This is a genomic window from Desulfamplus magnetovallimortis, assembly GCF_900170035.1.
Taxonomy (GTDB): Bacteria; Desulfobacterota; Desulfobacteria; order Desulfobacterales; family Desulfobacteraceae; genus Desulfamplus; species Desulfamplus magnetovallimortis.
In genome coordinates this window covers 83,923-108,958 of record NZ_LT828541.1, presented here as the reverse complement: position 1 = coordinate 108,958, position 25,036 = coordinate 83,923, and the positions used below count along the sequence as shown (strand labels likewise).

Annotated in this window: 19 protein-coding genes; all 19 read right to left on the bottom strand. The window is 43.6% G+C overall.

All coding sequences use genetic code 11. The features are described 5' to 3' along the window. Positions 1 to 146 precede the first annotated feature (146 nt). The 19 genes from MTBBW1_RS04800 to MTBBW1_RS04710 all read right to left on the bottom strand — a co-directional run bounded on the left by MTBBW1_RS04800 (position 147) and on the right by MTBBW1_RS04710 (position 24,813). Positions 147 to 755: a UbiX family flavin prenyltransferase gene (locus MTBBW1_RS04800; RefSeq protein WP_080799996.1), complete on the bottom strand. Its 609-nt coding sequence runs from the start codon at positions 753 to 755 to the stop codon at positions 147 to 149. 74 nt (positions 756 to 829) lie between these two features. Next, positions 830 to 1,702, bottom strand: a complete 873-nt coding sequence (locus tag MTBBW1_RS04795; RefSeq protein ID WP_080799992.1) for a UbiA-like polyprenyltransferase — start codon at positions 1,700 to 1,702, stop codon at positions 830 to 832. Positions 1,703 to 2,216: 514 nt separating this feature from the next. Continuing rightward, on the bottom strand, positions 2,217 to 3,308 hold the full coding sequence (gene amrS, locus MTBBW1_RS04790) for an AmmeMemoRadiSam system radical SAM enzyme (protein ID WP_080799989.1): 1,092 nt from the start codon (positions 3,306 to 3,308) through the stop codon (positions 2,217 to 2,219). 50 nt (positions 3,309 to 3,358) lie between these two features. Then, positions 3,359 to 4,147, bottom strand: coding sequence for a class I SAM-dependent methyltransferase (locus MTBBW1_RS04785; RefSeq protein ID WP_080799986.1), 789 nt, complete (start codon positions 4,145 to 4,147; stop codon positions 3,359 to 3,361). 36 nt (positions 4,148 to 4,183) lie between these two features. Further along, entirely contained in the window at positions 4,184 to 4,753 is a 570-nt protein-coding gene (locus MTBBW1_RS04780) for a manganese efflux pump MntP (RefSeq protein WP_080799983.1), read from the bottom strand. Between the two features lie 166 nt (positions 4,754 to 4,919). Beyond that, positions 4,920 to 5,969 (bottom strand): 3-deoxy-7-phosphoheptulonate synthase, encoded by a 1,050-nt coding sequence (locus tag MTBBW1_RS04775; protein WP_080799981.1) that lies wholly within the window; start codon positions 5,967 to 5,969, stop codon positions 4,920 to 4,922. Between the two features lie 843 nt (positions 5,970 to 6,812). Then, the gene (locus tag MTBBW1_RS04770; protein WP_080799979.1) at positions 6,813 to 9,926 is read right to left on the bottom strand and encodes a type I restriction endonuclease subunit R; all 3,114 of its coding nucleotides are present in this window, start codon (positions 9,924 to 9,926) and stop codon (positions 6,813 to 6,815) included. Next, positions 9,919 to 10,968, bottom strand: coding sequence for a PDDEXK nuclease domain-containing protein (locus tag MTBBW1_RS04765; protein ID WP_080799976.1), 1,050 nt, complete (start codon positions 10,966 to 10,968; stop codon positions 9,919 to 9,921). The genes MTBBW1_RS04770 and MTBBW1_RS04765 overlap by 8 nt, the downstream gene beginning before the upstream one ends. Before the next feature lie 10 nt (positions 10,969 to 10,978). After that, positions 10,979 to 12,322: a restriction endonuclease subunit S gene (locus tag MTBBW1_RS04760; RefSeq protein WP_222423988.1), complete on the bottom strand. Its 1,344-nt coding sequence runs from the start codon at positions 12,320 to 12,322 to the stop codon at positions 10,979 to 10,981. After that, positions 12,315 to 13,169, bottom strand: coding sequence for a BRO-N domain-containing protein (locus MTBBW1_RS04755; protein ID WP_080799973.1), 855 nt, complete (start codon positions 13,167 to 13,169; stop codon positions 12,315 to 12,317). The genes MTBBW1_RS04760 and MTBBW1_RS04755 overlap by 8 nt, the downstream gene beginning before the upstream one ends. A 1-nt stretch (position 13,170) precedes the next feature. Next, the gene (gene fic, locus MTBBW1_RS04750; RefSeq protein ID WP_080799970.1) at positions 13,171 to 13,776 is read right to left on the bottom strand and encodes a protein adenylyltransferase Fic; all 606 of its coding nucleotides are present in this window, start codon (positions 13,774 to 13,776) and stop codon (positions 13,171 to 13,173) included. Positions 13,777 to 13,857: 81 nt separating this feature from the next. Beyond that, positions 13,858 to 15,414 (bottom strand): type I restriction-modification system subunit M, encoded by a 1,557-nt coding sequence (locus MTBBW1_RS04745; protein WP_080799968.1) that lies wholly within the window; start codon positions 15,412 to 15,414, stop codon positions 13,858 to 13,860. A gap of 301 nt (positions 15,415 to 15,715) precedes the next feature. Then, complete coding sequence (locus MTBBW1_RS04740; protein WP_186441083.1) at positions 15,716 to 17,068, bottom strand: SPOR domain-containing protein; 1,353 nt, start codon at positions 17,066 to 17,068, stop codon at positions 15,716 to 15,718. Between the two features lie 173 nt (positions 17,069 to 17,241). Further along, on the bottom strand, positions 17,242 to 19,338 hold the full coding sequence (locus MTBBW1_RS04735; protein WP_080799959.1) for a transglycosylase domain-containing protein: 2,097 nt from the start codon (positions 19,336 to 19,338) through the stop codon (positions 17,242 to 17,244). Further along, on the bottom strand, positions 19,335 to 20,252 hold the full coding sequence (locus MTBBW1_RS04730; RefSeq protein WP_080799957.1) for a hypothetical protein: 918 nt from the start codon (positions 20,250 to 20,252) through the stop codon (positions 19,335 to 19,337). The genes MTBBW1_RS04735 and MTBBW1_RS04730 overlap by 4 nt, the downstream gene beginning before the upstream one ends. A 78-nt stretch (positions 20,253 to 20,330) precedes the next feature. Then, complete coding sequence (locus tag MTBBW1_RS04725) at positions 20,331 to 20,738, bottom strand: hypothetical protein (RefSeq protein WP_080799954.1); 408 nt, start codon at positions 20,736 to 20,738, stop codon at positions 20,331 to 20,333. Positions 20,739 to 20,878: 140 nt separating this feature from the next. Next, positions 20,879 to 21,679 (bottom strand): response regulator transcription factor, encoded by an 801-nt coding sequence (locus MTBBW1_RS04720; protein WP_080799951.1) that lies wholly within the window; start codon positions 21,677 to 21,679, stop codon positions 20,879 to 20,881. Between the two features lie 37 nt (positions 21,680 to 21,716). Beyond that, entirely contained in the window at positions 21,717 to 23,426 is a 1,710-nt protein-coding gene (locus tag MTBBW1_RS04715; protein ID WP_080799947.1) for a sensor histidine kinase, read from the bottom strand. Further along, positions 23,416 to 24,813 (bottom strand): vWA domain-containing protein, encoded by a 1,398-nt coding sequence (locus tag MTBBW1_RS04710; protein ID WP_245809262.1) that lies wholly within the window; start codon positions 24,811 to 24,813, stop codon positions 23,416 to 23,418. Before MTBBW1_RS04710 ends, MTBBW1_RS04715 begins: the two co-directional genes overlap by 11 nt. Positions 24,814 to 25,036: the final 223 nt, after the last annotated feature.

The following is a 25,036-nucleotide window of genomic DNA, read 5'->3' as shown; positions in this document are numbered from 1 at the left end:
TTATTAAAAATCAATTCCTTCTTTAAATTTGATTGGCTTTTGTTTGCATCAAATTCAAATTCAATCATTATATCATAGATGACAGTTACCCGCCAGAATCCTTGTTTAAAATGTTTGAAAAAAACAGTTTGTTGAGGAATTAATTTTTACAAATTTGACCATCTTTTGACAAGATTGTTCTGTACTCCAAGATGATCCAGAATCCTTGCAACCACACTGTCGGCAAGGGCTTCAACTGTTTGTGGAAATGAATAGAAAGATGGGCAGGGAGGCATTATTGTGGCACCTGCACGGCACGCTTTTGTCATGTTTTCAAGATGAATAAGATTCAGCGGAGTCTCCCTTGGAAGAAGGATGAGAGGACGTTTCTCTTTCAGGCATACATCGGCGGAGCGTGTGAGAAGATTGTCTGCAAATCCGGAAGCCACAGCAGAAAGGGTTTTCATGGAGCAGGGGGCAATCACCATGCCGTTATGGATAAATGAACCACTTGCAGGGCCGGCAGAAAAGTTATGTTGGCTGAAAATTTCAAGTGATGACCTGGAATGGAAACGTGTCCCTTCAAGAGCCAGAAAATCCTGCATGCTGCTGTCGCATGTGAAAATGGTTTCATGCTCAAGTACCCTTATACCGCCGTCGGATATGATTAGAATGACGTGATTGGGACCTTCAAGAAGGTTTTTTAAAAGCCGAATGGCGTAAATGGTGCCTGATGCACCGGTGATGGCTACAATGAATTTTTTGTCTGAAGTCATGGTTTACACTTTTATTTTTGTTCATTTGGTGAAAGGTGCTACTGTTTCGTGATCATTTCTTAATGCAAAAGGAGTTATCTTGCAATGGCTTCAACAACTACTCCTGCAAAAAGCAGAATAGATACAAGACTGTTTATGTTGAAAAAGGCAATGTCAATGTGGTAAAGGTCGTCGGGTTTTACAATGCGGTGTTCTGCAACAAGCAGAATGCCTATAATTACAAGAAAAATGAGAAACACCGAATGCATTCCAAAGGTAAAGTGCATGATCACAAGAAATATAAATGTCATAAGATGAAGAAGTGATGATATGATCATTGCCCTTGTTGCTCCAAGGCGTGAGGGCATTGAGAAAAGCCCCTGATTTGTATCAAAATCAATGTCCTGGCAGGCATAGAGAATATCAAATCCTGCAATATATGTCATAAGGGCAAGTGTCAGGAAAATTATACTCCAGGATATTGTACTTGTTATGGCAATCCATGCACCTGCAGGAGCAAGGGATATGGCAAATCCAAGGTAGAGATGGCAATATTGGGTAAAACGTTTGGTTATAGAGTAAAAAAGCAAAATAAATAGCACAGGAAACGAGAGGATGAAACATAGTTTTCCCAGCATGGCTGCTGCAAAGATAAAAAGAATTGATGAGGCCGCAACAAAGAGCCTTGCATCCTTTATGTTCAGAAGGCCAGAAGGGATCTCTCTTATTGCAGTTCTGGGATTTATGGCATCAATATCAGCATCAACAATTCTGTTAAAACCCATTGCAGCAGAACGCGCTGCCACCATGGCCACAAGAATCCACATCAAGTCTCCTGCTTTGGGTTCATGATCCCGCCAAGCCATGACAACAGCAGAAAGGGCAAATGGCAGAGCAAAGATTGTGTGTGAGAATTTAATCATTTTTCCATATAGCGTAACTCTTTTGCTGAATGTGCTGAATGACATCTGGTTGTTATTCCTTGAATTTTGGGTAATGTTACAAACCTGTGGATGGCTATAACGGCCATGTGAGCCATCTGCCACAACGAAGCATGAAAGTCCTTAATAGCCTTAGAAAAAGGGGCATCCTTCATATCAGCTCAAAAGTAGTTTACACTTTTCGGAAAATTTTGAACCATGATTAAAGGATTTAAGGATTAACATGATGAATAATCAAGAAAATCCCTTAATCATGAAAATCATGGTTCAGAAAAGTGTAAACCGATAAATGAAAGATGCCGAAAAAGGGGGACTTTTTTATTAAACCCTCATGATTGTGAGGGATTTACAACTATGCATGAAAATCATTATATGTCAGTATGTGATGGAGATTTTCTAATTCAATAGTATAGGTATTTTCATTTTTATCCTGCAAAAGCAAGTGGTTATGGAAAAGCCCGCCCGAAGGGCTGCTAAGTTCAAAGATGCTTGTCTGGACAATATTTTCTTTGTCAGGGCAACGGATTTGAGACACAATAAATTATGCAGGTGTTGTTTGAAATATGCCATAAACTTTTGTATTACATGATGGGCAGGCGCCACTGTCTGTGACAAAGTTCTGAGTGGCATAGCCGTGTCGTCTTATAAGCATTGCTCCACAGAGATGACAAAATGTATTTTCCGAGTCAAGACCTGGGGCATTGCCTGTATAGACATATCTTAAGCCCTGATTCTTACCGGTTTCATATGCCATTATAAGGGTATTGACAGGAGTTGAACCTCTGTCTCTCATCTGATAGTCAGGATGAAATCTGCTTATGTGCCAGGGGGTATCCACCCCAAGCTCATTTGCTATAAACTTTGCCATGGCCTTTATCTCTTCAGGGTCATCGTTAAGCCCTGGTATCAGAAGTGTTGTAACCTCCACAAGTATGTCAAGTGATTTCATTAGAATAAGGTTTTCTTTTACAGGCTCAATGCGTGCATTGCACCATCTTCTGTAGAAATCATCGGTAAATGCCTTCAGATCAACATTGGCAGCATCCAGAAAAGGTGCCGCAATCCTGAGTGCTTCCTGTGACATAAATCCGTTGGTGACAAAAATGTTTAACAGGCCTTGTGAACGGGCAATTTTTGCGGTTTCATATGCCAGTTCAAAATATATTGTGGGTTCTGTGTATGTGTATGAAATGGAAGCACATCCTGCTTTTTTTGCCTGATCAACAAGTGTTTTGGGTGAGATATCAACACCCGGAATTTCTCTTTTGGGTGGAGTGACTTCAAAAACAGGATTGAAGGATGGAATAAAATGAGATGTACTTTCAGAATTGGGCGGATTTTGGGGAATTTGTGAAATTCCGCTATTTTGGCAAAAGGTGCATTGGAAGTTACAGCCTGCTGTGGCAATGGAAAATGATGTGGAGCCAGGCAGAAGATGAAACAGTGGTTTTTTCTCCACAGGGTCAACTGCCCTTGCAATAATTTTGGGATAGACAAGTGAGTAAAGCTCTCCTTCTCTGTTTTCACGTACTCCACAAAGTCCTATTCGATTGTTGGCAATGGTGCAGAAATGATTGCACATTCCGCATCTTACACGGTTTTTTTCAAGTTTTTTAAACAGCAGTGTTTTCATGGTAAATTCGTTTTATTTTAAATGTTTTGCATGGAGTCAGTCTGTTTTTTTCATTGTATGCGGTTTTCATGGGCATTCTGTTTGTTCATGGCAAAGCCGCTCACAGGATTATATAACCCTTTTTCTTTGATTTTCAGGGAGAGTGGACGGGTGGTAAACCTTGGTACAGGGGTGATGGTCATACCTATGACAGTACCAAATGGGGATTTTTCAACAAGAGAAAGTGTTTCAATCCATCTGCATATCCGGCTTCTGTTAAATGGAAACTGAAGAGTGGTCTTCCATTGAATTGGCACATCTCCAAGAATGTCAAAGCTTATCTGGCGAAGCTCAAGGATGCTGAAAAAGCGTGCCTGGTAGAGGGGTTTTTTAATAAATATGCTTTTGAGTTTCCGCAGTATATTCAGAGGTGCATATTTATTAAGAGCACCAATAAATACTCTGTCTTTTGTTACCCTGCATGCCTCTTCAATTGCTTTGGCAGGCATCTCTGTAAATTCAAGGCTTGTGAAAAAAAAGGAGTAATGAAAAGTGTTGTCTTCAAATGGAAGCTGCTCTGCAAAAGCTCTGTGGATATCTGCCCTGTCGCCAAGTTTTTCCCTTGCAATGTCAAGCATATATGGAGACGGATCAATTCCGGTGAGAAGAAGATCATGCCCAATAAGTGGCTCAAGGGTTCTGCCTGTACCACAACCTATATCCAGAATTGACCTGCCCGGTTCTGGGGCGAGCATTTTCAGCATAAGCCCCATTTGAAGATCAAAGGCATGGACATTCCTTGGATTCAGGAAGCGAAGTTCATAGTTTTTAGAATCATTGAAGTCAAATACATATCCCATAATGAGATGTATTCTATGCTGAAATCATGGGAAGTTTCAAGAGAAAACCTTATGCTCGAATAGGATTTTGATTCCAATGGCAATTAGAACAATTCCACCGATGAGTTCAGCCCTGTTTCCGGCAGTAGCAGATGTGCTGAAACGGTTGCCGATAAAAAGGCCGATGCATGTAAAAGCCAAGGCTGTAATACCGATCATGATTACAGGGAGAATAATTGAAACTTTGAGGGCAGCGAGGCTGAAGCCAACAGCAAGTGCGTCAATGCTTGTGGCAATTGAGAGCATAACAAGACGTCTTCCACGGGTTGGATCAATCCATTTTTTATCTTCATCTGTGTCAAAGGCTCCCTTTATCATTCCAAATCCAATCCAGAAAAGAAGCCCAAAGGCAATCCAGTGATCATATTGCTCAATTAGGGTCACAACTGCACGACCGGAGTACCAGCCGATAACAGGCATTATGGCCTGAAAAAGGCCAAAGTGCCAGGATAGCCTGAAAATGTGACGGAAATTGAGATCCCGTATCTGAAAGCCTGCTGTTATTGCCACAGCAAATGCATCCATTGCAAGTGCTGTGGCAATGAATAAAATTGTTGCTATATGCATTTATTTGAATCTCCGGCGAGAGTCTCTATTTATCCGAAGATTCATTGTTATTTGAGAATGCTTTTTCATGCATTGTTGTGATATCCTCGCTATCATGAGGGTTTATACCTGTAAGATGTAATGGCAAAATCACAAGCTGTGATATCCTCGCTATCATTAGGGTTTATTATATTTTGCCGGAAAGTTTTTCATGTCCTGAAAGAATAAGTTCTTCGGTTGTTTCCCAGGAGATACACTCATCTGTTACTGATACACCATATTCAAGATTTTCAGGCCCGCATGACATGCTCTGGTTGCCTTCGCAAAGGTTACTTTCAAGCATCATGCCCTTTATTGCACTATTGCCGTTAATACATTGATTGATGACATCATTCCATACAATGGCCTGTCCTGCAAATTTTTTGCCTGAATTGGCATGGGAGCAGTCAACAATAATTGCCTGGGAAAGCTCTTGCTTTTTGAGAGTCTCAACAGCTTCCCTGATACTGACTGAATCGTAGTTGGGACGCTTACCACCTCTGAGTACAATATGTGCATATGGATTGCCCTTGGTTTTAACAATACAAGCCTTGCCATGCTGGTCAATTCCGAGAAAACTCTGGGGGGATTTTGCTGCAATCATGGAGTTGATGGCAGTGTTCAGTGCGCCGTCAGTGCAGTTCTTGAAACCCACGGGCATGGAAAGACCGCTTGACATCTCCCTGTGTGTCTGGGATTCCGTGGTTCTTGCGCCAATTGCTGCCCAGCAGACAAGTCCTGCTATGAACTGGGGGATAATGGGATCAAGAAGTTCAGTTGCAGTGGGCATTCCCATGGATGTTATATCTATGAGAAGCTTTCTTGCCCGTCTTAGCCCCTCCATAACATCCCTGCTGTCATCCATGTAGGGGTCGTTTATAAGTCCTTTCCATCCTATAGTTGTTCTGGGTTTCTCAAAATATACCCGCATGACAACATCAAAAGTGTCTTTAACTTTTTCACGCAATACGCAAAGTTTTTCTGCATATTCAAGGGCTGCCTTCTCATCATGAATTGAGCAAGGGCCTGTTATGATCATCAGGCGATTGTCTTCACCTGTTAGAATCTTTTTGATCTCTTCGCGGCCATTTATAACGGCATCCTCAGATTCAGGTGGGATTGGAAGCAGTTTCTTGAATTCATCAGGGGCGGTCAGGGGCAAAAAAGCTTCAACATTAATATCATAGGTCTGTTTCATCTTGTGTTCTCCTTGTTTGGTTTTTAAACCGCAGAATTTTATACTTTTTTTGTTGGGTTTCCCGCCGCCTTAAAACAGAAAAAGCCGCAGGTTTTTGCCTGCGGCTCTTTTCTTTGTTGGTGGTAATGGTGGAAATCAGAACAGCACAGGCAGGCTCCTATAAAAGTAGGTGCTAAAATAATAGTAGATGCCTGTAAAATCAAAATTCATGTTGGGTGAAAAATCCTTTTGGTATTTGCTGTTCAGTTTCTTTTTAATATCAAGTTCTGTTTCTATACATAGTCACAGAGATGTTGTCAATCATTCTTTGATTTTTTTTAAAAAAGTCCAAAGCTGAAGTCTCCGCCAGCGCTTCAGGATTTAGCCAGATAATTTCTTAATATATGTTGCATCCAGAGTTACCCAGTCAGCTATTCAATCTGGACTCGTCCAACTAAAAGTTTCAGAGAGAGAAGATTTCCTGTAAAATTTCAATAACACCTGATTGAGCTTTTTTTGATAATTGTATCGAATTTCTTTTCAAGTCTCTCTTTATCCTCAAAGTCGACACCTATGATCTTGTAAGCCTTGTCAACACTGTCTGAATCAGGATTCCCAAGATTAACAAGATAAGGCAGGATTATCTATCCTGAGCATCCTATCCATCCTGGTTATCCTGGTTCAGACAACTGCAATAACTTCTGAAAAAGCAATAAGATGTCGATTTTGAGTTTATCAACAATCCAGATCTGATCCAGAATGATTTGCACTTTACCGTGGAAATAGATACAAACTTTTATACTCGGGGGGTGACAGTTAAAAACCGCCGTTTTGTTAGCTGTCCGATTGATCCAATGGCTACGCCTAAACCTGCCCACCCACACCTTTGAACTTTTCGACAAACGCCGCTATTTTCTGAAACACGCTCTGTTTTTTCGGAAGATATTGCGGGTTTAACGGGCTCATCTTAGGCAGGATGGCATTGAGCTCTGTGCCATTGTCACTGGCAAACTCCCGCTTTAACGAGGTGACGATATAGCGCTTTGCTGCTTCCTCATTCAAACCTTCAGAGCCAATTAATTCTTCTGCTTCTCGTTTTTGCTCCGCCTGGGCAAAGGTAAAAAAGGCATCAATCACACTGGCCTTATCACCAATCTGATCAAGGTCGGTCTGGTTAATAAAATCAACCAGCAGACTCTCTTTTGCGCGGTTACCGAGGCTGGCGCGAATCACCCGGCGCACCTCGTCAACCAGCTTGGTTTTGCTTCTGGTCTTCTTGTGGTGCTCAAAAATCAGCTCCAGAATGTAGTCAAGGTTGATCTCTTGCGATTTAAGCAGATCCACTTCAAATACCACATCATCCCAATCGATTTTTGACTCGGCTTTTTCTGCACCTGCTTTTTTTTGGCGCAGCCAATCGCGGATGTCGTTATAGGTAGAGCGATAATCCTGAATGTTGCGTTCAGCAGGCATCTCAATCTCCTGCATGGCCTGCAAATCTTGATCGGTTACATAATGCAGGGCTTTAAATGCCTCTACTGCCTCCGAATCGGTCATGTCAACGCTTTGTAAGGCTTTCAGGCTGGCAAATTCATCGTAGTTTTGCAGCACATTCTCCACCCGCAAATACTCACCAAACAATTTTGCAAAGGCTTTTTTATCCGATTCTTTTTCAATCTCATCCGGGTTGGGGAAGCGCTGATGTAATTCTCTTAGCACCTCCAGAAACCCTCGCCTTGCTTCACCGGTTACTACATCAGTAAAGCCTTCCATGTATTCTTTATAGCTTTTCTCCAATACCACATTTTTGGTGTTTTTATCGCCAAAGAGCGTAATGGCATCAATGGTCGCCTGCTCCAGATTACGGAAGGTGACAATATTTCCAAAGGTCTTGGTGGCGTCATAAATACGGTTGGTGCGTGAGTAAGCCTGCATCAGGCCGTGGTAGCGCAGGTTTTTATCGACAAACAAGGTATTCAGAGTCGGGGCATCAAAGCCGGTCAGAAACATTCCCACCACAATCAGCAGGTCGATTTCCTGGCTTTTCACGCGTTTGGCAAGATCTCGGTAATAGTTTTGAAAGCCGTTACTGTCCACGCCAAAATTGGTTTTAAACAGCGCATTGTAGTCCGCAATGGCCCCGCTCAAAAACTCCTTGGCGCTGCTGTTCATGGCTGACACATCAAAACTCTCGTCCGGAATGTCACCCACCGCATCCTGGTCTTCATTGGCAGCAAACGAGAAGATGGTGGCTGCCTTCAGTGGTTTGTCACTCTCTTTTTGCAATTGTTTGAACGACTCGTAATAGAGCTTGGCCGCATCCACACTGCTCACGGCAAACATGCCATTAAAACCCCCATGTCTATGAAAGCCACCGGCTTGCAGGCGGTGGGTTTTCTGCCGGAAGTTATTCAGGATGTACTGGGTGACTTCCCGGATACGGTCAGGGTGCAGCAGAGCCTGTCTGTTTTCCGCGGCACTCAGTTTTTTCTCATCCTGCTCGCTTTCAATCGCCTTAAACTTCGGGCGAACATCGTTATAGTCCACCTTGAACTTCAACACCTTTTCATCTCGAATGGCGTCCGTGATGACATACGAATGCAGCTCGCGGCCAAACACACTGGCCGTGGTCTCTGCACCCAGCGCGTTTTGCGGAAAAATGGGCGTGCCGGTAAAGCCGAACTGATAAAACTTCCTGAACTTTTTCTTCAGGTTTTTCTGGGCCTCACCAAACTGGCTGCGGTGGCATTCATCAAAAATAAACACCACCTGCTTGGTGTAGATGGTCAGGTTTTTTTCACCTTTCATCAGGTTGTTGAGCTTCTGGATGGTGGTCACAATGATCTTATTGTCATCTTTATCCAGATTACGTTTGAGTCCGGCCGTGCTGTCGGAGCCGTTAACGCTGTCCGGCGAAAAGCGCTGATATTCTTTCATGGTCTGGTAATCAAGATCCTTGCGATCGACCACAAAAAACACCTTATCGATAAACGCAAGCTCCGTGGCCAAACGCGCCGATTTAAAGCTGGTCAAGGTTTTGCCGGAACCCGTGGTGTGCCAGATGTAGCCGCCGCTTTCCGCCTTGCTCCAGTTTTTTGCTTCATGGGAGCTTTTCACCTTCCACAAAATGCGCTCGGTTGCCGCAATCTGATAGGGGCGCATCACCAGCAGGGTATCACTCACATCAAACACCGAATAATGCAGCAGCACATTCAAGAGGGTGTTTTTCTGGAAAAAGGTGGCCGTAAAATCTTTGAGATCTTTGATCAGACTGTTATCGGCCTTTGCCCAGTTCATGGTAAAATCAAAGCTGTTTTTATTGCGCTTCGTTGTATTGGCAAAATACCGGCAGTCCGTTCCGTTTGAGATCACAAACAGCTGCAGATATTTATACAGGGAATGGTCGCTGTTAAAGCTCTCCTTGCTGTAGCGGTGTACCTGATTAAAGGCTTCCCGAATGGCCACACCGCGTTTTTTAAGCTCGATCTGCACCAGCGGCAACCCGTTGATCAGCACCGTCACATCATAGCGGTTGGCGTGGCTGCCGGTTTGCTCAAACTGCTTGATCACTTGACATTTGTTGCGGGTAATATTTTTCTTGTCCACCAGATAGATGTTCTGGATATGCCCGTCATCAAAGACAAAGTCGTGGATATAGTCATCATGGATTTTACGGGTTTTATCGATGATGGTATCGCTGGGCTGGTCCAGATAGGTCTCCACAAAGCGCATCCACTCCCCCTCTGAAAACTGCATCCTGTTCAAGGTTTGCAGCTGTTCACGAACATTGGCCAGCATTTTCTCGGGCGTATTCAGATCGGGCAGAAATTCATAGCCCTGATTTTTCAGGTCCTTAATAAATTCAGATTCTAAAGCATACTCGCTTTGATAGGTCTCACAGACCTGCCACTCCTGGGTGTAATTATCCAGAACGATAAAATTTTTCGATTCCGCGATGGGTTTGGTATAATTAATCATGGGTGCCACCCTTCTCTAATAATTTACGTTCCGCCAGCCTTTCGCGGATTTCAATCAGTGCGTTGTGCAGTTTTTCCTCGAGTAGTTTTTTCGGCGGAAGGCTCGTCCAATACTCTGCAACCATAATGTTGTCCTTCTGCATGTTGAGCAGTTCAACCTGTTCGGCACCCGCTTCCGCACAAAGAATCAGACCGATCGGTGCCTCTTCACCCTCCTGACGTTCGTATTTATTCAGCCAGTTGAGATAGAGTTCCATCTGTCCTTTAAATCCGGCTTTAAAGCGGTCAATCTTTAGGTCTATCGCCACCAAACGCTTGAGCTTGCGATGAAAGAAGAGCAGATCGAGAAAGAAATCCTCGCCGTCAATAATCATGCGTTTTTGGCGTTCCACAAAGGCAAAGCCTTTGCCCAGTTCCAGAATAAACAGCTCCAGCTCCTTGAGCAGGGCGCTTTCCAGTTCGTTTTCCAGATAGCCCTCCTTCAATCCGAGAAAATCCAGAAAGTAAGGATCTTTGAAATTCCCACTGAGATCATTGGCTTCCGCCAGAGCCAGTTTGGTATCAGCGATTTCGGAGCGTTCAAAGGCTTTACGCTCAATTTGTTTTCTCAGCTCCCGCTTACTCCAACTGGCCTCACAGGCCGTGCGGGCATAAAAAAGTCGGGCATCTTCTGATTTCAGAGGAATCAACGCCAGGAAATGAGACCAGCTCAATTGTCGTGCCAGCGGAACGACAATCTCAACATCAGGAAAAACCTCCGCAAACTGCATCATCCGCCTGAGGTTCTTTGCCTCAAAGCTTTTGCCATAATGTGTAATCAGTTCCTTAGCCAGTGACACCACCACCTTTTTTCCGTATTCCGCCCGTTCTCCCTTCAGGATCTCTTCATTGATCCGTCTGCCCACATGCCAATAGGTAACGGTCAAGGCACTATTTACCGCCGCAACGGCCTGACGCCGACCCTGATCAATCAGCGTCTTTATATCTCGCAGCAGATGATCAGACTGCTGATGGGTTAAGCCGTTTTTAAACTCATCCTTCATAATTAAACCTTCATCCTTCCTGAACCTCCGGTTTTGGGAAATTCAGCAGCAGATCGCGGTAATACTCATACTGCTTCCGGCGCAACTCAATTTCCCGGGGAAGGCCTTCAGTGAGGGAAGTGGTGAGCGCGTCGAATTTATCCAGAATGGCTACGATGCGGGTTTGTTCGGCAAGTGATGGAAAAGGTAATTTTAGATTTTGGAATGTCCCTAAATTGATATTACTTTGAGCACTACCCTGACCTTTTTCTTCTAACTGTTTTTTGAGTGACGACAATAGATATTCAACATAACTTGAACTTGTTTCCTCAGGGTTCGCAATAAAACCAATAACACTATCAGGAAAACATGCGTCAAATCCCAATATGGATGTTTCAGCAATATTGGCAGCTATGGTGATGCACAAGGTGCCCTTAGGCCATAATTTACTCTGCTTTAATCCAAACTCGCTGTAAGTTTGGCTAAATTTCTGAATAATATGAGATGCATTCCGAATATCACCTGTTTGTATGAAAGGTATGTCACCACCATACAGTTTCGAATCATTTCTGGGTCGATGTTTGGATTTACCCCGACCAAAGTCTAAGGCCACATCCCCCAACATCTTCCACTCCACCTGTCTGCCCGACAGGCAGGCTTCTCCTTCTCCCGCCTGTCCGGCAGGTAGGTCAAAACGCAACAACTGATCACGGTAGTAGCAGTATTGTTTTTTCCGTGCAGTCAGCTCGGTGGTCAGCTCGGTGGTCAGCTCGGTGAAGGCATCCAGGATACGGACGATTTCAGCCTGGATTTCCAGCGATTTTTTGGGGTTTTCCGGGCACGGGATGGGGATTAATATCTTAGCCAAATTATCTGCATTTACTCGCCGCACTTTTGCGCCTGTAATGTATTGCCTTTTTTGACTTTGGAATTGCTCTGTTTGCAAGAAGTATGAAACATATTTAGGATTCAATTTATGCTTATAAATGCATGCATCACTGCTTACTGCAATGTCTTCATTTCCCAGCCAAGCAACAGCCTTGCAGACATCTTCATCGTTTTCACTTGTCGTTGCTATAACTAAGTTTCCTGACTGCGCCTTTCTGCATTTCTTAGCAAATTCTTCTGAAACAAAAGTTTTTGTTTTATCAGCATAAGTTCCGTAATGTGTGTAAATTTGACCATAGTGTATGCAGCCTACACCCGTTTCAGTAAAATTTTTTTTCTGCAAACTACCACCTCGGATGAATTCACCAACACTTTCTTCCCCCAACGCCTTCCACTCCACCTCAGCCCCATCCAGCAGTTTTTCCATAAAGCCATTTTTCTGTGTTTTCCGTGTCTTCCGTGGTTCCTCTTCCATAAGATTACTCATGGCCATCCCCCTGACCAGGATCAGGCAGATGCAGCATGGCCGCATCTTTGGCATTCAGAGGAGAAATCACCTTTTTTCCGGTTTTGGTTTCCAGCTCCAATCGAGCGTTTCGGGCGACTTCCCCGCCTTGCCGGGCAACATGCTTGTGCTCCTGAAATGAATCAGGATCGGTCACTTCGGAAATTTCTTTGGTGGAGAGTTCAGCCAGCATATTAAGAACCAATTCTTTGTTGGTCATGTTGTCCCGCAGGTTTTCTTTTTTCAGACCCTTGAATTGCTTGTACTCCCTGGCTGTCTTATCTGCCCAGGTTTTATAGATAATGTCAGTGAGTGCGGCAAACTGTACCCCTTCCTCCAGACCGTGCTTTTTCCATTCGTCTGTGAGTTCCTTGCGGATTTCAATGGACTTTAATCGCTGGTTGATCCAGTTGTCCGAATAGCCCAGGCGTTTGTAGTCTTTCATCGCCTGTTCAATCGAAAGTTCCGGATCTTGAATCTGGTCGATACGTTCGCTGGCGACCTGCGCCATCCACAGCTTGAACGGCTCAGCCTTGGGTGATGGAATGGATTGGATCAGGCGGAAAAGTTGCTCGGTATCGGCGCAATCGGTTTTATATTTCTTCCCATCAGAGGCGGTCATTTTCAGTTGACTACAATTTGTAGTCAACTCACTGCCCTCTTTCTTCAGACGACTTTTCAGTACACTCCAGTATTTGCGGGGATTCGGGCTTTCTGTCAAAACAGCCACTACATCAACAATGGAAAAATACCACTCTTCTGTATCATTGTCCCATAAGGTACGAACCTTGCGGTCTTCAAAAACTTTGATAGTCTCTTTTTTGCTCATGCTAAAGCTCCTCGGTTTTAAATTGGCTATACCCTTCATAGAAATAGCTGACGTCGATGCCTTTCATGAACAGGGTGCGGTCATTGATCCGGTCGGTCAGCGCACTTTTCAGCAGCACCTTGATTTCCACATCTTTTACCGGGCTGCGCTCCATGGCGGAGAGGTATTCCTCTTTATCGACCTGGTTCCAGTCGATGACCTTGCGGATCTCATGTTTCAACATGCAATCCAGCCAGATGCGGGTGGCGCGGCCGTTGCCTTCCTGAAAGGGGTGGGCGATGTTCATCTCGACATATTTTTCGATGATTTCATCCAACTTGCCCTGGGGCATGGAATCGATGTGGTTCAGGGATGCTTGCAGATACATCACCGGCGCAAAACGAAAATTGCCCTTGGCAATATTCACCTTGCGGATTTTTCCCGCAAAATCATAAATATCCCCAAACAGATAGGAATGAATGAAGGCCAGGCCTTCAAAGGTTCCGACATTTACCCGATCAATATCGCCCGTATCAAAAAGCCGGCGGGCTTTTTGTTTGCTTATTTTTTCTTCGACCCTGGCCAGTTCAACCTGATCGATAATGCCCAGTTTATTTTCTAAAATCATATTTCACCCCGTTTTGTAACCACGAATGAACACGAATTTTCACTAATATTAGTTTTTATTAATTCTTGTCCATTCGTGGTTTCATCCTTCAATTTCCGTAACAATGGTATCAATGTCCGAGCGTAGCTGGTCAATCCTGGCGACGGTGGTTTTCAGCTCGGCATTGAGCTTTGCAATATCAATCACCTCGCGGTTGTCTTTGGCTTCCACATAGCTGCTGACGGAGAGGTTGTAGTCGTTTTCAGCGATTTTGTCGTTATCGACGGACTGGGCAAAGTGTTCTGCATTCTCTTTGCTGTCGAACACCTGCATGATCTGTTCGATGTGCGCTTCTGTAAGGATGTTGTTATTGGTCTCTTTCTTGAACAGGCCGCTGGCATCGATGAACTGGGTGGTGGTGTCGGTCTTGTGTTTGGAGAGCACCAGAATGTTGACGGCGATGGTGGTGCCGAAAAAGAGGTTGGGCGCAAGTGAGATCACGGTCTCCACATAGTTGTTATCCACCAGATACTGGCGGATTTTCTTTTCGGCACCGCCTCGGTAAAAAATACCGGGAAAGCAGACAATGGCCGCACGGCCTTTACTGGAAAGATAACTTAAGCTGTGCAGCACAAAGGCAAAGTCGGCCTTGGATTTGGGGGCGAGTACACCGGCGGGTGCAAAGCGGTCATCGTTAATCAGCGTCGGGTCGTCACTGCCTTTCCACTTCACCGAATAGGGAGGATTGGAGACGATGGCATCAAAGGGTTTGTCATCGCCGAAATGCGGATCGATCAGGGTGTTGCCCAGCTGGATATTGAACTTGTCGTAGTTGATATTGTGCAAAAACATGTTCATCCGCGCCAGATTGTAGGTGGTGTGGTTGATTTCCTGGCCGAAAAAGCCCTCTTCAATGATATGGGCGTCAAAATGTTTCTTGGATTGCAGCAGCAGGGAACCGGAACCGCAGGCCGGGTCATAAATTTTATTGACGCTGGTCTGTCTGTGCATGGCGAGCTGGGCTATCAGTTTGGATACATGCTGGGGGGTGAAAAACTCGCCCCCGGATTTACCGGCGTTGGCGGCGTAGTTTGAGATGAGAAACTCGTAGGCATCACCGAACAGGTCGATCTGGCTACCGTGGCCTTCATTGTAAAAATCGGCACCAAAATCCAGCCCGGCCACGCCCTTGAGTACAGCGGTCAGACGGGTGTTCTTGTCGGTGACGGTGTTGCCGAGGCGGTTGCTGGTGGTGTCGAAATCGGCAAACAGGCCTTTAATGTCACGCTCCGACGGGTAACCATTGGCGGAGCTTTCAATGGCGGAAAATATGGCGGCCAGATCTGTGTTCAAGCTCTCATTGGTGTTGGCGCCTTTGGCAATATTGGCGAACAGCTGGCTGGGGTAGATGAAGTAGCCTTTGGTTTTAACGGCATCGTCTTTGATTTCCCAAGTGATCACCCCATCGTCCAGTTCCCTATAGTGAATCGTGTCATCACCGGCTTCGATGTAGCTGGAAAAGTTTTCACTGATGAAGCGGTAAAACAGGGTGCCGAGTACATACTGCTTAAAATCCCAGCCATCCACTGCGCCCCGTACATCATTGGCGATCTGCCAGATCTGGCGCTGCAGTGCCGCACGTTGTTGATTACTTGTCATTGGGTTCTCCTGTATAAAATAGCCACTGGCTCAAGATCGTCTTGGTATTATAGGAAATAAGGTGCGATGCTATAGCACTAAATGTGCATATCAAATTATTACACAATTCCCGATATAGTATATTGCTCATATTTGTAAAGAGTATTGAAAATGACAGAATTTTTTGTCGGATTGCTGTAAACAATATCAGTAAGTTATCTAAAGTTTTTAGTTTTTCATTGAAAAGTCAAAACCAGATAATCAAGCTGTCATTCAGCAGGAACAGATAAATGAATGAGTATTCAGATCATAATATGGGACATCATTTTTCCTTTGTGTCCAGATTATCCACAAAATAGTCATCAATAAGCCCCTCTTCCTTGAGTTTGTTACCGTATGATGCAGCATCTGCCTTTGTTGCAAACTGTTCGATACGTACAAGATACCATGTTTTCCCTCCACCTTCGGCAGTGGATATCCATGCAGTTATCTCTCTTTTTTTCAGCATTTCAAGGAACTCCTCGGCATGTTCTTTTTTAATATAGGCAGAAACCTGTATTGTAAATCTCATTGGAAGGGAAGGTATTGGAGGTTCAAAGGTATCTTTGTCCTCTTGAGGGGGTTTAGTAAGAATGGCAGGAGTGGAAACTGCCGGTTTTTTGAAAAGATGCATTACTGTGTTGCTTAAAAGGATAATAATACCTACAAAAACAAGTGATAAAAGTGTCCATTTGAAACTTTTTCTTGCTGTTTCATTGGTTGATATGGCATGGATCAGGGTTTCAATCAGTTTTTTTGTTATTTTGAAAGCAATAACAAGGCTTCTTAATATCATTTTAAGAGTAAGGCTTATGATTTTAAGGAGCATGTTTATTGTTTTTAAAGGCAGATCTGAAAGTGTTCGGAATTTTGTCAGAATAACATGTTTAAAGTGTTCAAAGTTTTTAGATTTTGAAATATCTTTTTTTCTTTTTCTCATATCCATTCGGGATATGGTAAATCTCTCTTGGCTGTTGATGGATTCAAAATCGTCAGATGAAGTTTCAATATAGTCAGCAGATTGAGTTTCCGTGGGGTTGGCTGAGTCTGATTCTAAATGCTCTTCTAAGCTTGATATATGATTTGCAACGGCGGGGTGTAGGTCTGGATTTGTTATCAGAGCCTCAATTTCATCACGCATGTTTTCGCTGCATTGACGATCGTTATCAAGGGTCATTGCATATATCCTTCTTGCAGAAGAATCTGTTCGTCCTGTTTTGATGAAAATTTGGGCAAGGTACTGGACAAGCTCATGATCACTTGAGGATACATGATCTGCAATGCGGGTAATAAGTGTGTCTTCTCTTGGGTTTAACTGCAAAAAGGACTCTTTGTTAAATCTATCTTTAACCCATAAGAGGGCAAGTTCCACTTGATCAGGATTGGAGTGAAGAAAAGAGAGGGCTGTCTTTTCAAGAGTAGAATTGCCACTTGGAAAGTTAAGATAAAACCGTGCAACTGCACCAGTGAGTTTAAGTTCGGTTTTTTTTGCATTAAGCAGAGAGATGAGACATGAATCAAATGTTTTTAATGCTTTCAGATAGCATGATTCTGTTTTTTGTAAAATACCTGCTCTTTCCCATCTCTCTGCTTCCCGGATTTGTCTGATAATAGAGGATTTTCCAGTGATGTTCATTAAGGTTCCCGTGATAAAAAACAGGAATAAAATAATGAATATGGAAAAAAAGATGGACATGTTTCCATGGGCAGGAAAAAAATGCTGGATGTCCGGATATATCAGAAAAGATGCAGGAATCCCCGCGGCACAGGATAACCATAACCTGACTGCAATGTTTCTTATAAAAAAGATCATTGGGAAAGCTCCGGTATTGGAAGTTTTCTCAGTTGCTGATTTGGTTTCAGGGGAACAATCATTGTTTCCGGCTTGCTTTCCGGTGTTTCGGAATACCCAGGATTAACACTTTGTGATATGCTTTCTGTTAAATCGCTTTCTGTCACATTGATTTGGGGTCTCTTTTTTCTGTCAAATTTATATCCGGTGGTGACAACAGCCTCCTCAAAATGGATGCCGTCAGGAATTATAAAATCCCGTGGAGGCTGATTTTTAAGGGCTTCCTCCATGAATTGCGCCCATATTGGTGCAGCGCTTCTACCTCCGGTGATTCCAAGTCCGTTTGCCTGCCTCAGTTTCCTTTCCCTGTCAAAACCTGTCCAGACAGATGTGCATAAAGATGGAGTAAAGCCTGTAAACCATGCGTCATTGTATGAGTCAGTGGTTCCTGTTTTCCCTGCTGCCGGACGGGTGAACCCGGATGCTCTGATGGATCTGCCGGAGCCGTTGTCAATTACAGATTTCATCATATCAATAACCTGAAATGTAATGTCTGGATCAAGCACTTTTTTACCCCTGACCAGATGCTCATATATCACCCTTCCAAAAGCGTCTTCCACACGCCATATGAGAAAAGGTTCGTGTTTGATACCTCCTGAGGCAATAGTGCTGTAGGCAGATGCCATTTCAATGGGTGTTACAACCGAAGTACCAAGGGCAACAGAGTACACACTCTGAAGAGGGCTTTTTATGCCGCACAATCTTGCAGTATTAATGACTGCATCAGGGCCTGTCTTATGGACAAGCTTTGCTGCAATTGTGTTAATCGAATGGGTAAGTGCCTGTTTTAATATTACAGGGCCTCTGAATGTCCTTTCAAAATTGCCTGGTTGCCATACCGGGGCACCAACCACAGGAATGGATACAGGGGAGTCCACCATAAGTGTTCCACCGTGGATGTTGAGTTTTTCGCAGGCTGTATAGTATAAAAATGGTTTGAATCCGGAGCCAGGCTGGCGCCTGCTGTATATTGCTCTGTTATATTCGCTTTTGTAGTAGTCTCTGCCGCCTGCCATTGCTTTTACAGCTCCCGAGGCTGTGTCAATGGCCACAAGAGCCCCCTGGGGACGGGGTTCATCATCAGGTTTCAGGCCCATCAGTTTATCAAGGTTCTCCATGCCCTGCTGCAGAGCACGGGTGGCAATATCCTGCATGTTGGCATCAATGCTGGCAGTAACCTTTATGCCTCCGTGATAAACCACATCAGAACCATACTTCTGGACAAGCTCCGCTATAATGGCATCCAGAAAATAGCTGCCGGTTCTGGCATCTGCATGGTTTTTGTGAAGGGTGGGCTTGCTTGCCACCACTTCATCTACCTGTGTTTGTGTTATGTAACCCGCATCTTTCATGCGTCTTATAACAACATCTCTTCTTTTTAATGCACGATCATAGTGTCTGTACGGGTTATAATTTGTAGGGGATTTGGGAAGTCCTGCCAGAAGCGCTGCTTCTCCAAGGGTAAGTTGTGCAGCAGATTTTCCAAAAAATACCTGTGCCGCCTTTTCAACACCCTGTGCTCCTGCTCCAAATGCAATCTGGTTGACATAGGCCTGGAGAATCTCCTCTTTTGTGCAGGAGTATTCAATCTGAAAGGCAACAAGCATCTCTTTAAATTTCCTAAGATATGTCCTCTCAAAGCTGAAAAATAGATTTTTTGCAAGTTGCTGGGTGATAGTGGATGCTCCTTCAATTCTTCCGGGTTTCATCAGGGTAACGTAGAGTGCTTTTAATGTCCTTAGCTTGTTGACACCAAAGTGCTCCTGAAACATGTGATCCTCAACAGCGAGAACAGCATTTATGAAATGGGGAGAGATTCTGGACAGAAGAACGGGTTCCCTGCCGCCAAGGGTTATAAGGCGCTCTCCTGTTGATGCATAGATTTCTGTTTTGGGGGTCTCTATTATGCGACTTAAGGGCTCCGGAAGTTTGGGTAGATCCTTTGCCACAATAAATATTGTTATGGAGATGGCAGCAATGCCTGCGCTTCCAAGCAGAAGAGCTGTATAGAAAGTTAGACGTGAAAAACGGATAAAAAGTGTGAGCCAGTTCAAGGTTTTTCTCCTGCCTGAGGTTCAGGAATCCTCTGGCCTGAAAGAACAGCGCTCAGTCTCCAAACTGCCCACTCTCTGGCCTTGATAAAAAGCACCATGTACTCTCCGTTTTCCCTGATTTCAAATCCGATTTTTATGAAGCCTGATTCTACTTCGTTCCAGATTCCTGCCCGCAGAATATCACCACGCTGATTCAGCAGAAGATGTGGTGTTGTGATAAGGTCAGGAAGGATTTCCGGCGGCAGCTTGAAGAGCGCATTGAAAAAAAGGTCTGCACTGTAGATACGACCTTCAATTTCGGGGATATCGTCAAGGGTTCCCATGAAAGGCTCTTCTCCCCGTTCAATGATATCAAGGCGTTTTTTATCAAGATTAATATGATGCAGTACCCTGTTGCCTGCATTAAGGAAGAATATATCAAGCCCTTCTGTTTTTCCCTCACAGAAGATTCTGTGAAGTCCCTCTCCATCATGGATTTTGTCTCCTCCATAAAGCCATATCAGGCGGGTTGGGGAGATAATCTCTGATGCAATGGCAGGGGGCAGTGCAAGGTAGAGTCTTTTGAACTGTTCCCTGTCAATGTTTGCCCATTGACCGGGAAGAATTCCTGAAGCAAGCTCTGCAAATGATGTGGCTTCCTGGGCATATCTTGCAGCATCCTGGCGCTCTTCAATGATGTTTTTAAGTACAATGTGGGCTTTGGATGAGTGTTCCCCTGCTTTCCATATCGCCCCTGTTTCCGGACGTGAACTGTTGATGGATGCAAGATAGTGTCCGATCATGTATTCACACCAGTCAAATCTCATTTCAGAGACCACAAGAAGTACGGCTGTGGAGAGAATCAAAATATTTAAAAGAGAAAATCCCCGTTTTAGCCACTCACTGATTGTTTCAGGTTCATACCATAGTGTCATGATGTGTCTCTATGCACAAAATTGTCTTTTTTTGCAAGGTATTTTTGGATAGTCGGATACTTGGAGTATAGACGTTTTTTAAGTTTTATGTTGGTTTTTTTTGTAAGTTACTTTCCACGTTGTCAGAACCGGAGTCATAAAAAGAGGAATCCAGGTAAGAACTTGCCAGATATTGACTGTTTGCCCCTTATATTCAGGTTTTACTACTGCAATGGCAATTGCTGTAATAACGGGAATGGATACAACCGGAATTATGAGCTTGCCATAGGAAGTGTCAGGATATTTCCAGGGAGTTACACGCATTGCATAGATTGCTGTTAACAGAAAACCTGCCATGCACCATAAAGATAGCATATAGTGGCCTGTATGGATAAATAGAAATGAGAGCATCGGCAGAAAAATGGAGCCGCCGATTATGCCGCCATACCATCCCCAAAAAGTACCTCTGTTTATTTTTTCCATAATTCCTCCTGCTATTTTTTTCATCCTGATCATCCTGTAAATCCAGGTTATCCTGATTCAGACAAAAAGAGTAAAAAAAATTAGAAAGGTAATGAAGTATTAATATTGAGGCGAAGAAAATAAATATTAACAAAAAAGATAAGCTATTGTTTTATTTAAGGTTGTTAAACATTTGCCTTTGAATTGTAACGATACCCCACCCCATGAACAGTGGTAATCACTCTTGGAAGAGAGGGGTCATTTTCCACTTTTTTCCGGAGTTGGGCAATGTGCTGATCAAGTGTCCTGGTTGTGCCATAGTAGTCAATGCCCCACACATCATTAAGAAGTCTGTCACGACTTAGAACCTCCCCCGGGTGGTCATGAAAAATACGCAGAAGTTTAATTTCCCTCTGGCTCAGATCAATGTTTTTATCCTTCCGGATAAGCTTGTATTGAGAAGTGTTCACAATCATGTCTGCAAAGTCAAAATTATCTGCACACGCAATCTCTTCAGAGCAGGAAGAAGAGAATGGTTTTTCATTCTTTTCGGCGACTGTTTTTTCATTGCTTCTGGTGATCTGTTTATCATTGCTTATGATCTCCCTTTTGCATCGCCTTAAAACAGCAGCAATTCTTGCAAGCAGCTCATTGATACCAAATGGTTTTGTGATGTAGTCATCTGCTCCAAGTTTGAGGCCCATCACCTTGTCAATCTCCTCCCCCTTGGCAGTAAGCATGATAATGGGAAGGTTTTCATTTTTTTTCCTTATGTGCATACAAACATCAAAACCGCTTTTTTCCGGCATCATTATATCCAGAAGCAGAAGATCGAATCTTTCAGTCTCAAAACGTTTTATGGCCTCCATGCCATTGCACGCTTCTGTGACCTTGTACCCTTCACTTTCAAGGGTATCGACAACTCCTGTTCTGATATTGTTGTCATCTTCAGCCACAAGAATGTGTATGGAATTTATCAGCTTCATTTTTTAATGTGTTTTTTAACCCATGTGGTGCTTTGAATCAAAGCCTTATTTTGATATTAAAGCAGCAGCCACCGCTTGGCGGAGATACAAGCAGCAGATCACCGCCAAGATCCCTTGCCATTTTTCTTGCTATGCTCAACCCCAGGCCGGAACCGGGTTTTCTGGATGTGAGAGAGTCATCCACCCTGTGAAATTTATCAAATATTTTTTTTCTGTGTATTTTGGGAATACCAGGGCCGCTATCACAGATTGAAAGAGTATAATATGAAGACTCTCTTTTATCAATGTTCTGTTCATGAAGCTTAATTGAAAAACTGATTCTTACTCCGCTGGAGGCATATTTGACAGCATTATCCACAATATTTAATATAATCTGCTCAAGAGCATCCCTGTCTGTCTTTACAGGCAATGGATAATCGGGGATTGAAATTTCAGATACCATGCCCGCTTCCTGAAGTCTGATATTGTGTGTTTTTACAATATTGAGAATAAGCTGACCAAGATCAAAATCAGTTTTGTTGTAGGTTTTGCGTCCCTGCTCCAGTCTTCCAAAATCAAGTATATTGTTAACAAGACGGGTAAGGCGCTGGCTTTCATCTACTATGACTGCAAGGTATCCTGCTTTTTTGTCTGTAGAATTCACCCTGCCGGACTGAAGAAGCTCTGCATACATTCTTATGCTGGTCAGAGGTGTTTTGAGTTCGTGTGATACTGATGAAACAAAGGATGTCTTTTGCAAGGCGTCCCTTCTATGAGTAATGGCCTGCCAGGTTATAAGCCCTGCTCCCGACAGAATGGATATGAGAAACACAGATAAAAGCATCACTGATATAACCATGAATGATGTCCGGCTCTCAACACTTTTTTCATCAAGATATGCAGCTATCTGCCAGTAGGGAAGAAGTGGTGATATTGGCTGGATGATGTGCGGTGTGCTATTTTTGCTTACAGGAAAGCTTCCTGCCTGATGGAGAATTTCGCTGCTGCCGTTCTGGATTGTATATGCTGCATTTTGATGCTTCCACGTCGGAAGTGCTGTTATGAGACCGGAGAGCAGGGTCATAAGCTCAAGCTCCACTCCGTAAATGAGGGGTTCATTTTTTTTTGAGTCTCTGTTGCCAGGTAGTGTTATTTCTTCTGTTATTTCAGATTTGACCCAGCCCAGAATAAATAGCCTGTTTTCGGAAAACCAGGGAATCCATCCACTGTTTCCTGATGACTTGCTTTCAAATGGTTCCGGTGATGCAAAATCAAGGAGCGTATTATCCCCTGGCTGATAAATTCGGTCTGACTTCCAAACCCATTTTGTCTGGCCGGAAAAGAGCGAATCATAACGCTTTATGAAACGCTGCTCTTCGTTTGTGGATTTCAAAATATTATCTCCCTTGAAAGGGTAAATAAGTCCCTTGTTTTCACTCAGGATAAAGATATTTCTTATAAGAGGGTTTGTCTCCTTCCACAGAGTAAGTGTTTTTTCAATCTGATCATGATGGATTTCCACAAGGGAACGTGTAAGGTTTTTTTGAATGCCTGATACTGTGGTGTGAATTGTTCCGGCTATTGAATATGTCCCGTCAGTCAGTGCTGCAAGTGCAGATTGGTTTATCCTCTCCTGTTCGTGTTCCAGGAGGTTAAAGGCAGCAGTTGCAATGATTATTGTTGGAATAACAAGAAGAACCCAGAAAAATATTATTGAACGGTTGCTACTGATATTGCCCTGCTGCATAATTGAGCCATTATTTTGCAAATTGCTGATTTTTCATTTGATATGAGTCTGTTCTGAGCAGTTTACGGCTTTTTTTGCTCATTCCTTCCTTTTCAATGGCCTCTGCCTTGACTTCAAGTTCATCAGCCTCCATAAGCAGTTTGTCATCACTGTAAGCTGCGCCAAGATGTTTGAGTTTTGCGGCTGATGCTTTAAGGGTCTCAACAGCCTCTTTTTGTTTCCCCTTATCAGACAGCTTTATGGCCTCTTCCTGTGCAAGGGCATTGAGATTGAGCTGATACTCTCTTACTACATCAATATTGGCGGACTTTTCAACCTTTTCGCTGTTGTCACTGAAACGGGCAGTTGCAACCCCCTTGCTTACAACATTTTTGAGTGTAAAAGGATCTTCATAACTGACTGTTGCCCTTGCAATTTCCATCTCCTGACCATTGCCGGATTCAGGGACGGCGATTTCCACCAATGCATATTTTTCCTGATCACCATAAAGCTGATTCATGGAAATTTCAACACTGTTATTGCGTATTCTGCCTTCGCGACCTATTATTTTAACAGCATGCATACCTTCTGGCATCTCTATTGTCACCTCAACTTTTCTGGCAACCACACTCAGGACATCCCCAAGTTCTGCCGTAAATATCCTGGGCAGATCTATACTGGATTCGACAAAATAAATATTCCCATCACTGTTTTGCGAAAGTCGTGCCATAAGATCTTCGTTATAATCGGTTCCCACACCTATTGTGCTGACAGATATGTTCTCTTTTATGAGTGCAGCACCAAGTCGTCCAAGATCTTCAGGGGTGCTTGGCCCTACATTGGCAAGGCCGTCAGAGAGAAGTATGATTCTGTGAACATATCTTCCCTCAAGGTGTTTTCTTATCTCTGCTGCACCCTGGCTTACTCCTCCGAAAAGGGCTGTATTTCCGCCTGGTTGTATCTGCATGATTTTTGGAACAATTCCTTCTGTATATCGGGCACTTTGGGCAGGTACAGCACTATCCACTGTGTGATCATAAACCACAAGGGAAAAGATATCCTGAGCATCAAGGCGTTTCAGGGCTTCAACAGTGGCATCCTTTGCCCTGTCAAGTTTTGAGCCGGACATTGAACCTGATCTGTCAAGAACAAGAGATAAATTGACAGGGGGGCGGGGAAGGGTTTTTGGTGCAGGCGGAGCATCAAGCGTTACCTTGACAATTACTGTCTGGGAATGGCCTGCCTGGAGGATACTTTTTTCAGTTTCCACACGGCATGACACCTTTTTAAAATCACCTGCTTCACCAGCCTCTGAAATGCCGAAAAATATCAGCGACATTATATATACAGTTATAATCATGCAGATATTTTTGGGTAATTTGCCATGAGTTGAGTAAAACCTGTTTTTGATCTTTAATGTGTTTGTCATTTTCTGCTCCTTTTTTTAGGGGTTTTGAAATGTTCTATCTTTACCGTGAAAATTACTATCATTTTTATACTTGGGGGTGATTGATACGCAATCATGTCAGTTTACACGGGCATCATAGATTCCAGATACTTTTTTAGAAACTCTCCATAGTATACTGATATATCATGATTTTTATCCATCGTTGTGATCTCTTTGCAATCATGAGGGTTTTATATGAAAGTCT

Bases quoted from the DNA above. Each gene is read 5' to 3' on its own strand.
- MTBBW1_RS04755 (WP_080799973.1), bottom strand. From the start codon at position 13,169: ATGAGCAAAAAAGAGACTATCAAAGTTTTTGAAGACCGCAAGGTTCGT.
- MTBBW1_RS04770 (WP_080799979.1), bottom strand. From the start codon at position 9,926: ATGATTAATTATACCAAACCCATCGCGGAATCGAAAAATTTTATCGTT.
- MTBBW1_RS04745 (WP_080799968.1), bottom strand. From the start codon at position 15,414: ATGACAAGTAATCAACAACGTGCGGCACTGCAGCGCCAGATCTGGCAG.
- fic (WP_080799970.1), bottom strand. From the start codon at position 13,776: ATGATTTTAGAAAATAAACTGGGCATTATCGATCAGGTTGAACTGGCC.
- MTBBW1_RS04720 (WP_080799951.1), bottom strand. From the start codon at position 21,679: ATGAAGCTGATAAATTCCATACACATTCTTGTGGCTGAAGATGACAAC.
- MTBBW1_RS04725 (WP_080799954.1), bottom strand. From the start codon at position 20,738: ATGAAAAAAATAGCAGGAGGAATTATGGAAAAAATAAACAGAGGTACT.
- MTBBW1_RS04710 (WP_245809262.1), bottom strand. From the start codon at position 24,813: ATGACAAACACATTAAAGATCAAAAACAGGTTTTACTCAACTCATGGC.
- MTBBW1_RS04800 (WP_080799996.1), bottom strand. From the start codon at position 755: ATGACTTCAGACAAAAAATTCATTGTAGCCATCACCGGTGCATCAGGC.
- amrS (WP_080799989.1), bottom strand. From the start codon at position 3,308: ATGAAAACACTGCTGTTTAAAAAACTTGAAAAAAACCGTGTAAGATGC.
- MTBBW1_RS04795 (WP_080799992.1), bottom strand. From the start codon at position 1,702: ATGTCATTCAGCACATTCAGCAAAAGAGTTACGCTATATGGAAAAATG.
- MTBBW1_RS04730 (WP_080799957.1), bottom strand. From the start codon at position 20,252: ATGACACTATGGTATGAACCTGAAACAATCAGTGAGTGGCTAAAACGG.
- MTBBW1_RS04760 (WP_222423988.1), bottom strand. From the start codon at position 12,322: ATGAGTAATCTTATGGAAGAGGAACCACGGAAGACACGGAAAACACAG.
- MTBBW1_RS04740 (WP_186441083.1), bottom strand. From the start codon at position 17,068: ATGAACATCACTGGAAAATCCTCTATTATCAGACAAATCCGGGAAGCA.
- MTBBW1_RS04785 (WP_080799986.1), bottom strand. From the start codon at position 4,147: ATGGGATATGTATTTGACTTCAATGATTCTAAAAACTATGAACTTCGC.
- MTBBW1_RS04780 (WP_080799983.1), bottom strand. From the start codon at position 4,753: ATGCATATAGCAACAATTTTATTCATTGCCACAGCACTTGCAATGGAT.
- MTBBW1_RS04765 (WP_080799976.1), bottom strand. From the start codon at position 10,968: ATGAAGGATGAGTTTAAAAACGGCTTAACCCATCAGCAGTCTGATCAT.
- MTBBW1_RS04775 (WP_080799981.1), bottom strand. From the start codon at position 5,969: ATGAAACAGACCTATGATATTAATGTTGAAGCTTTTTTGCCCCTGACC.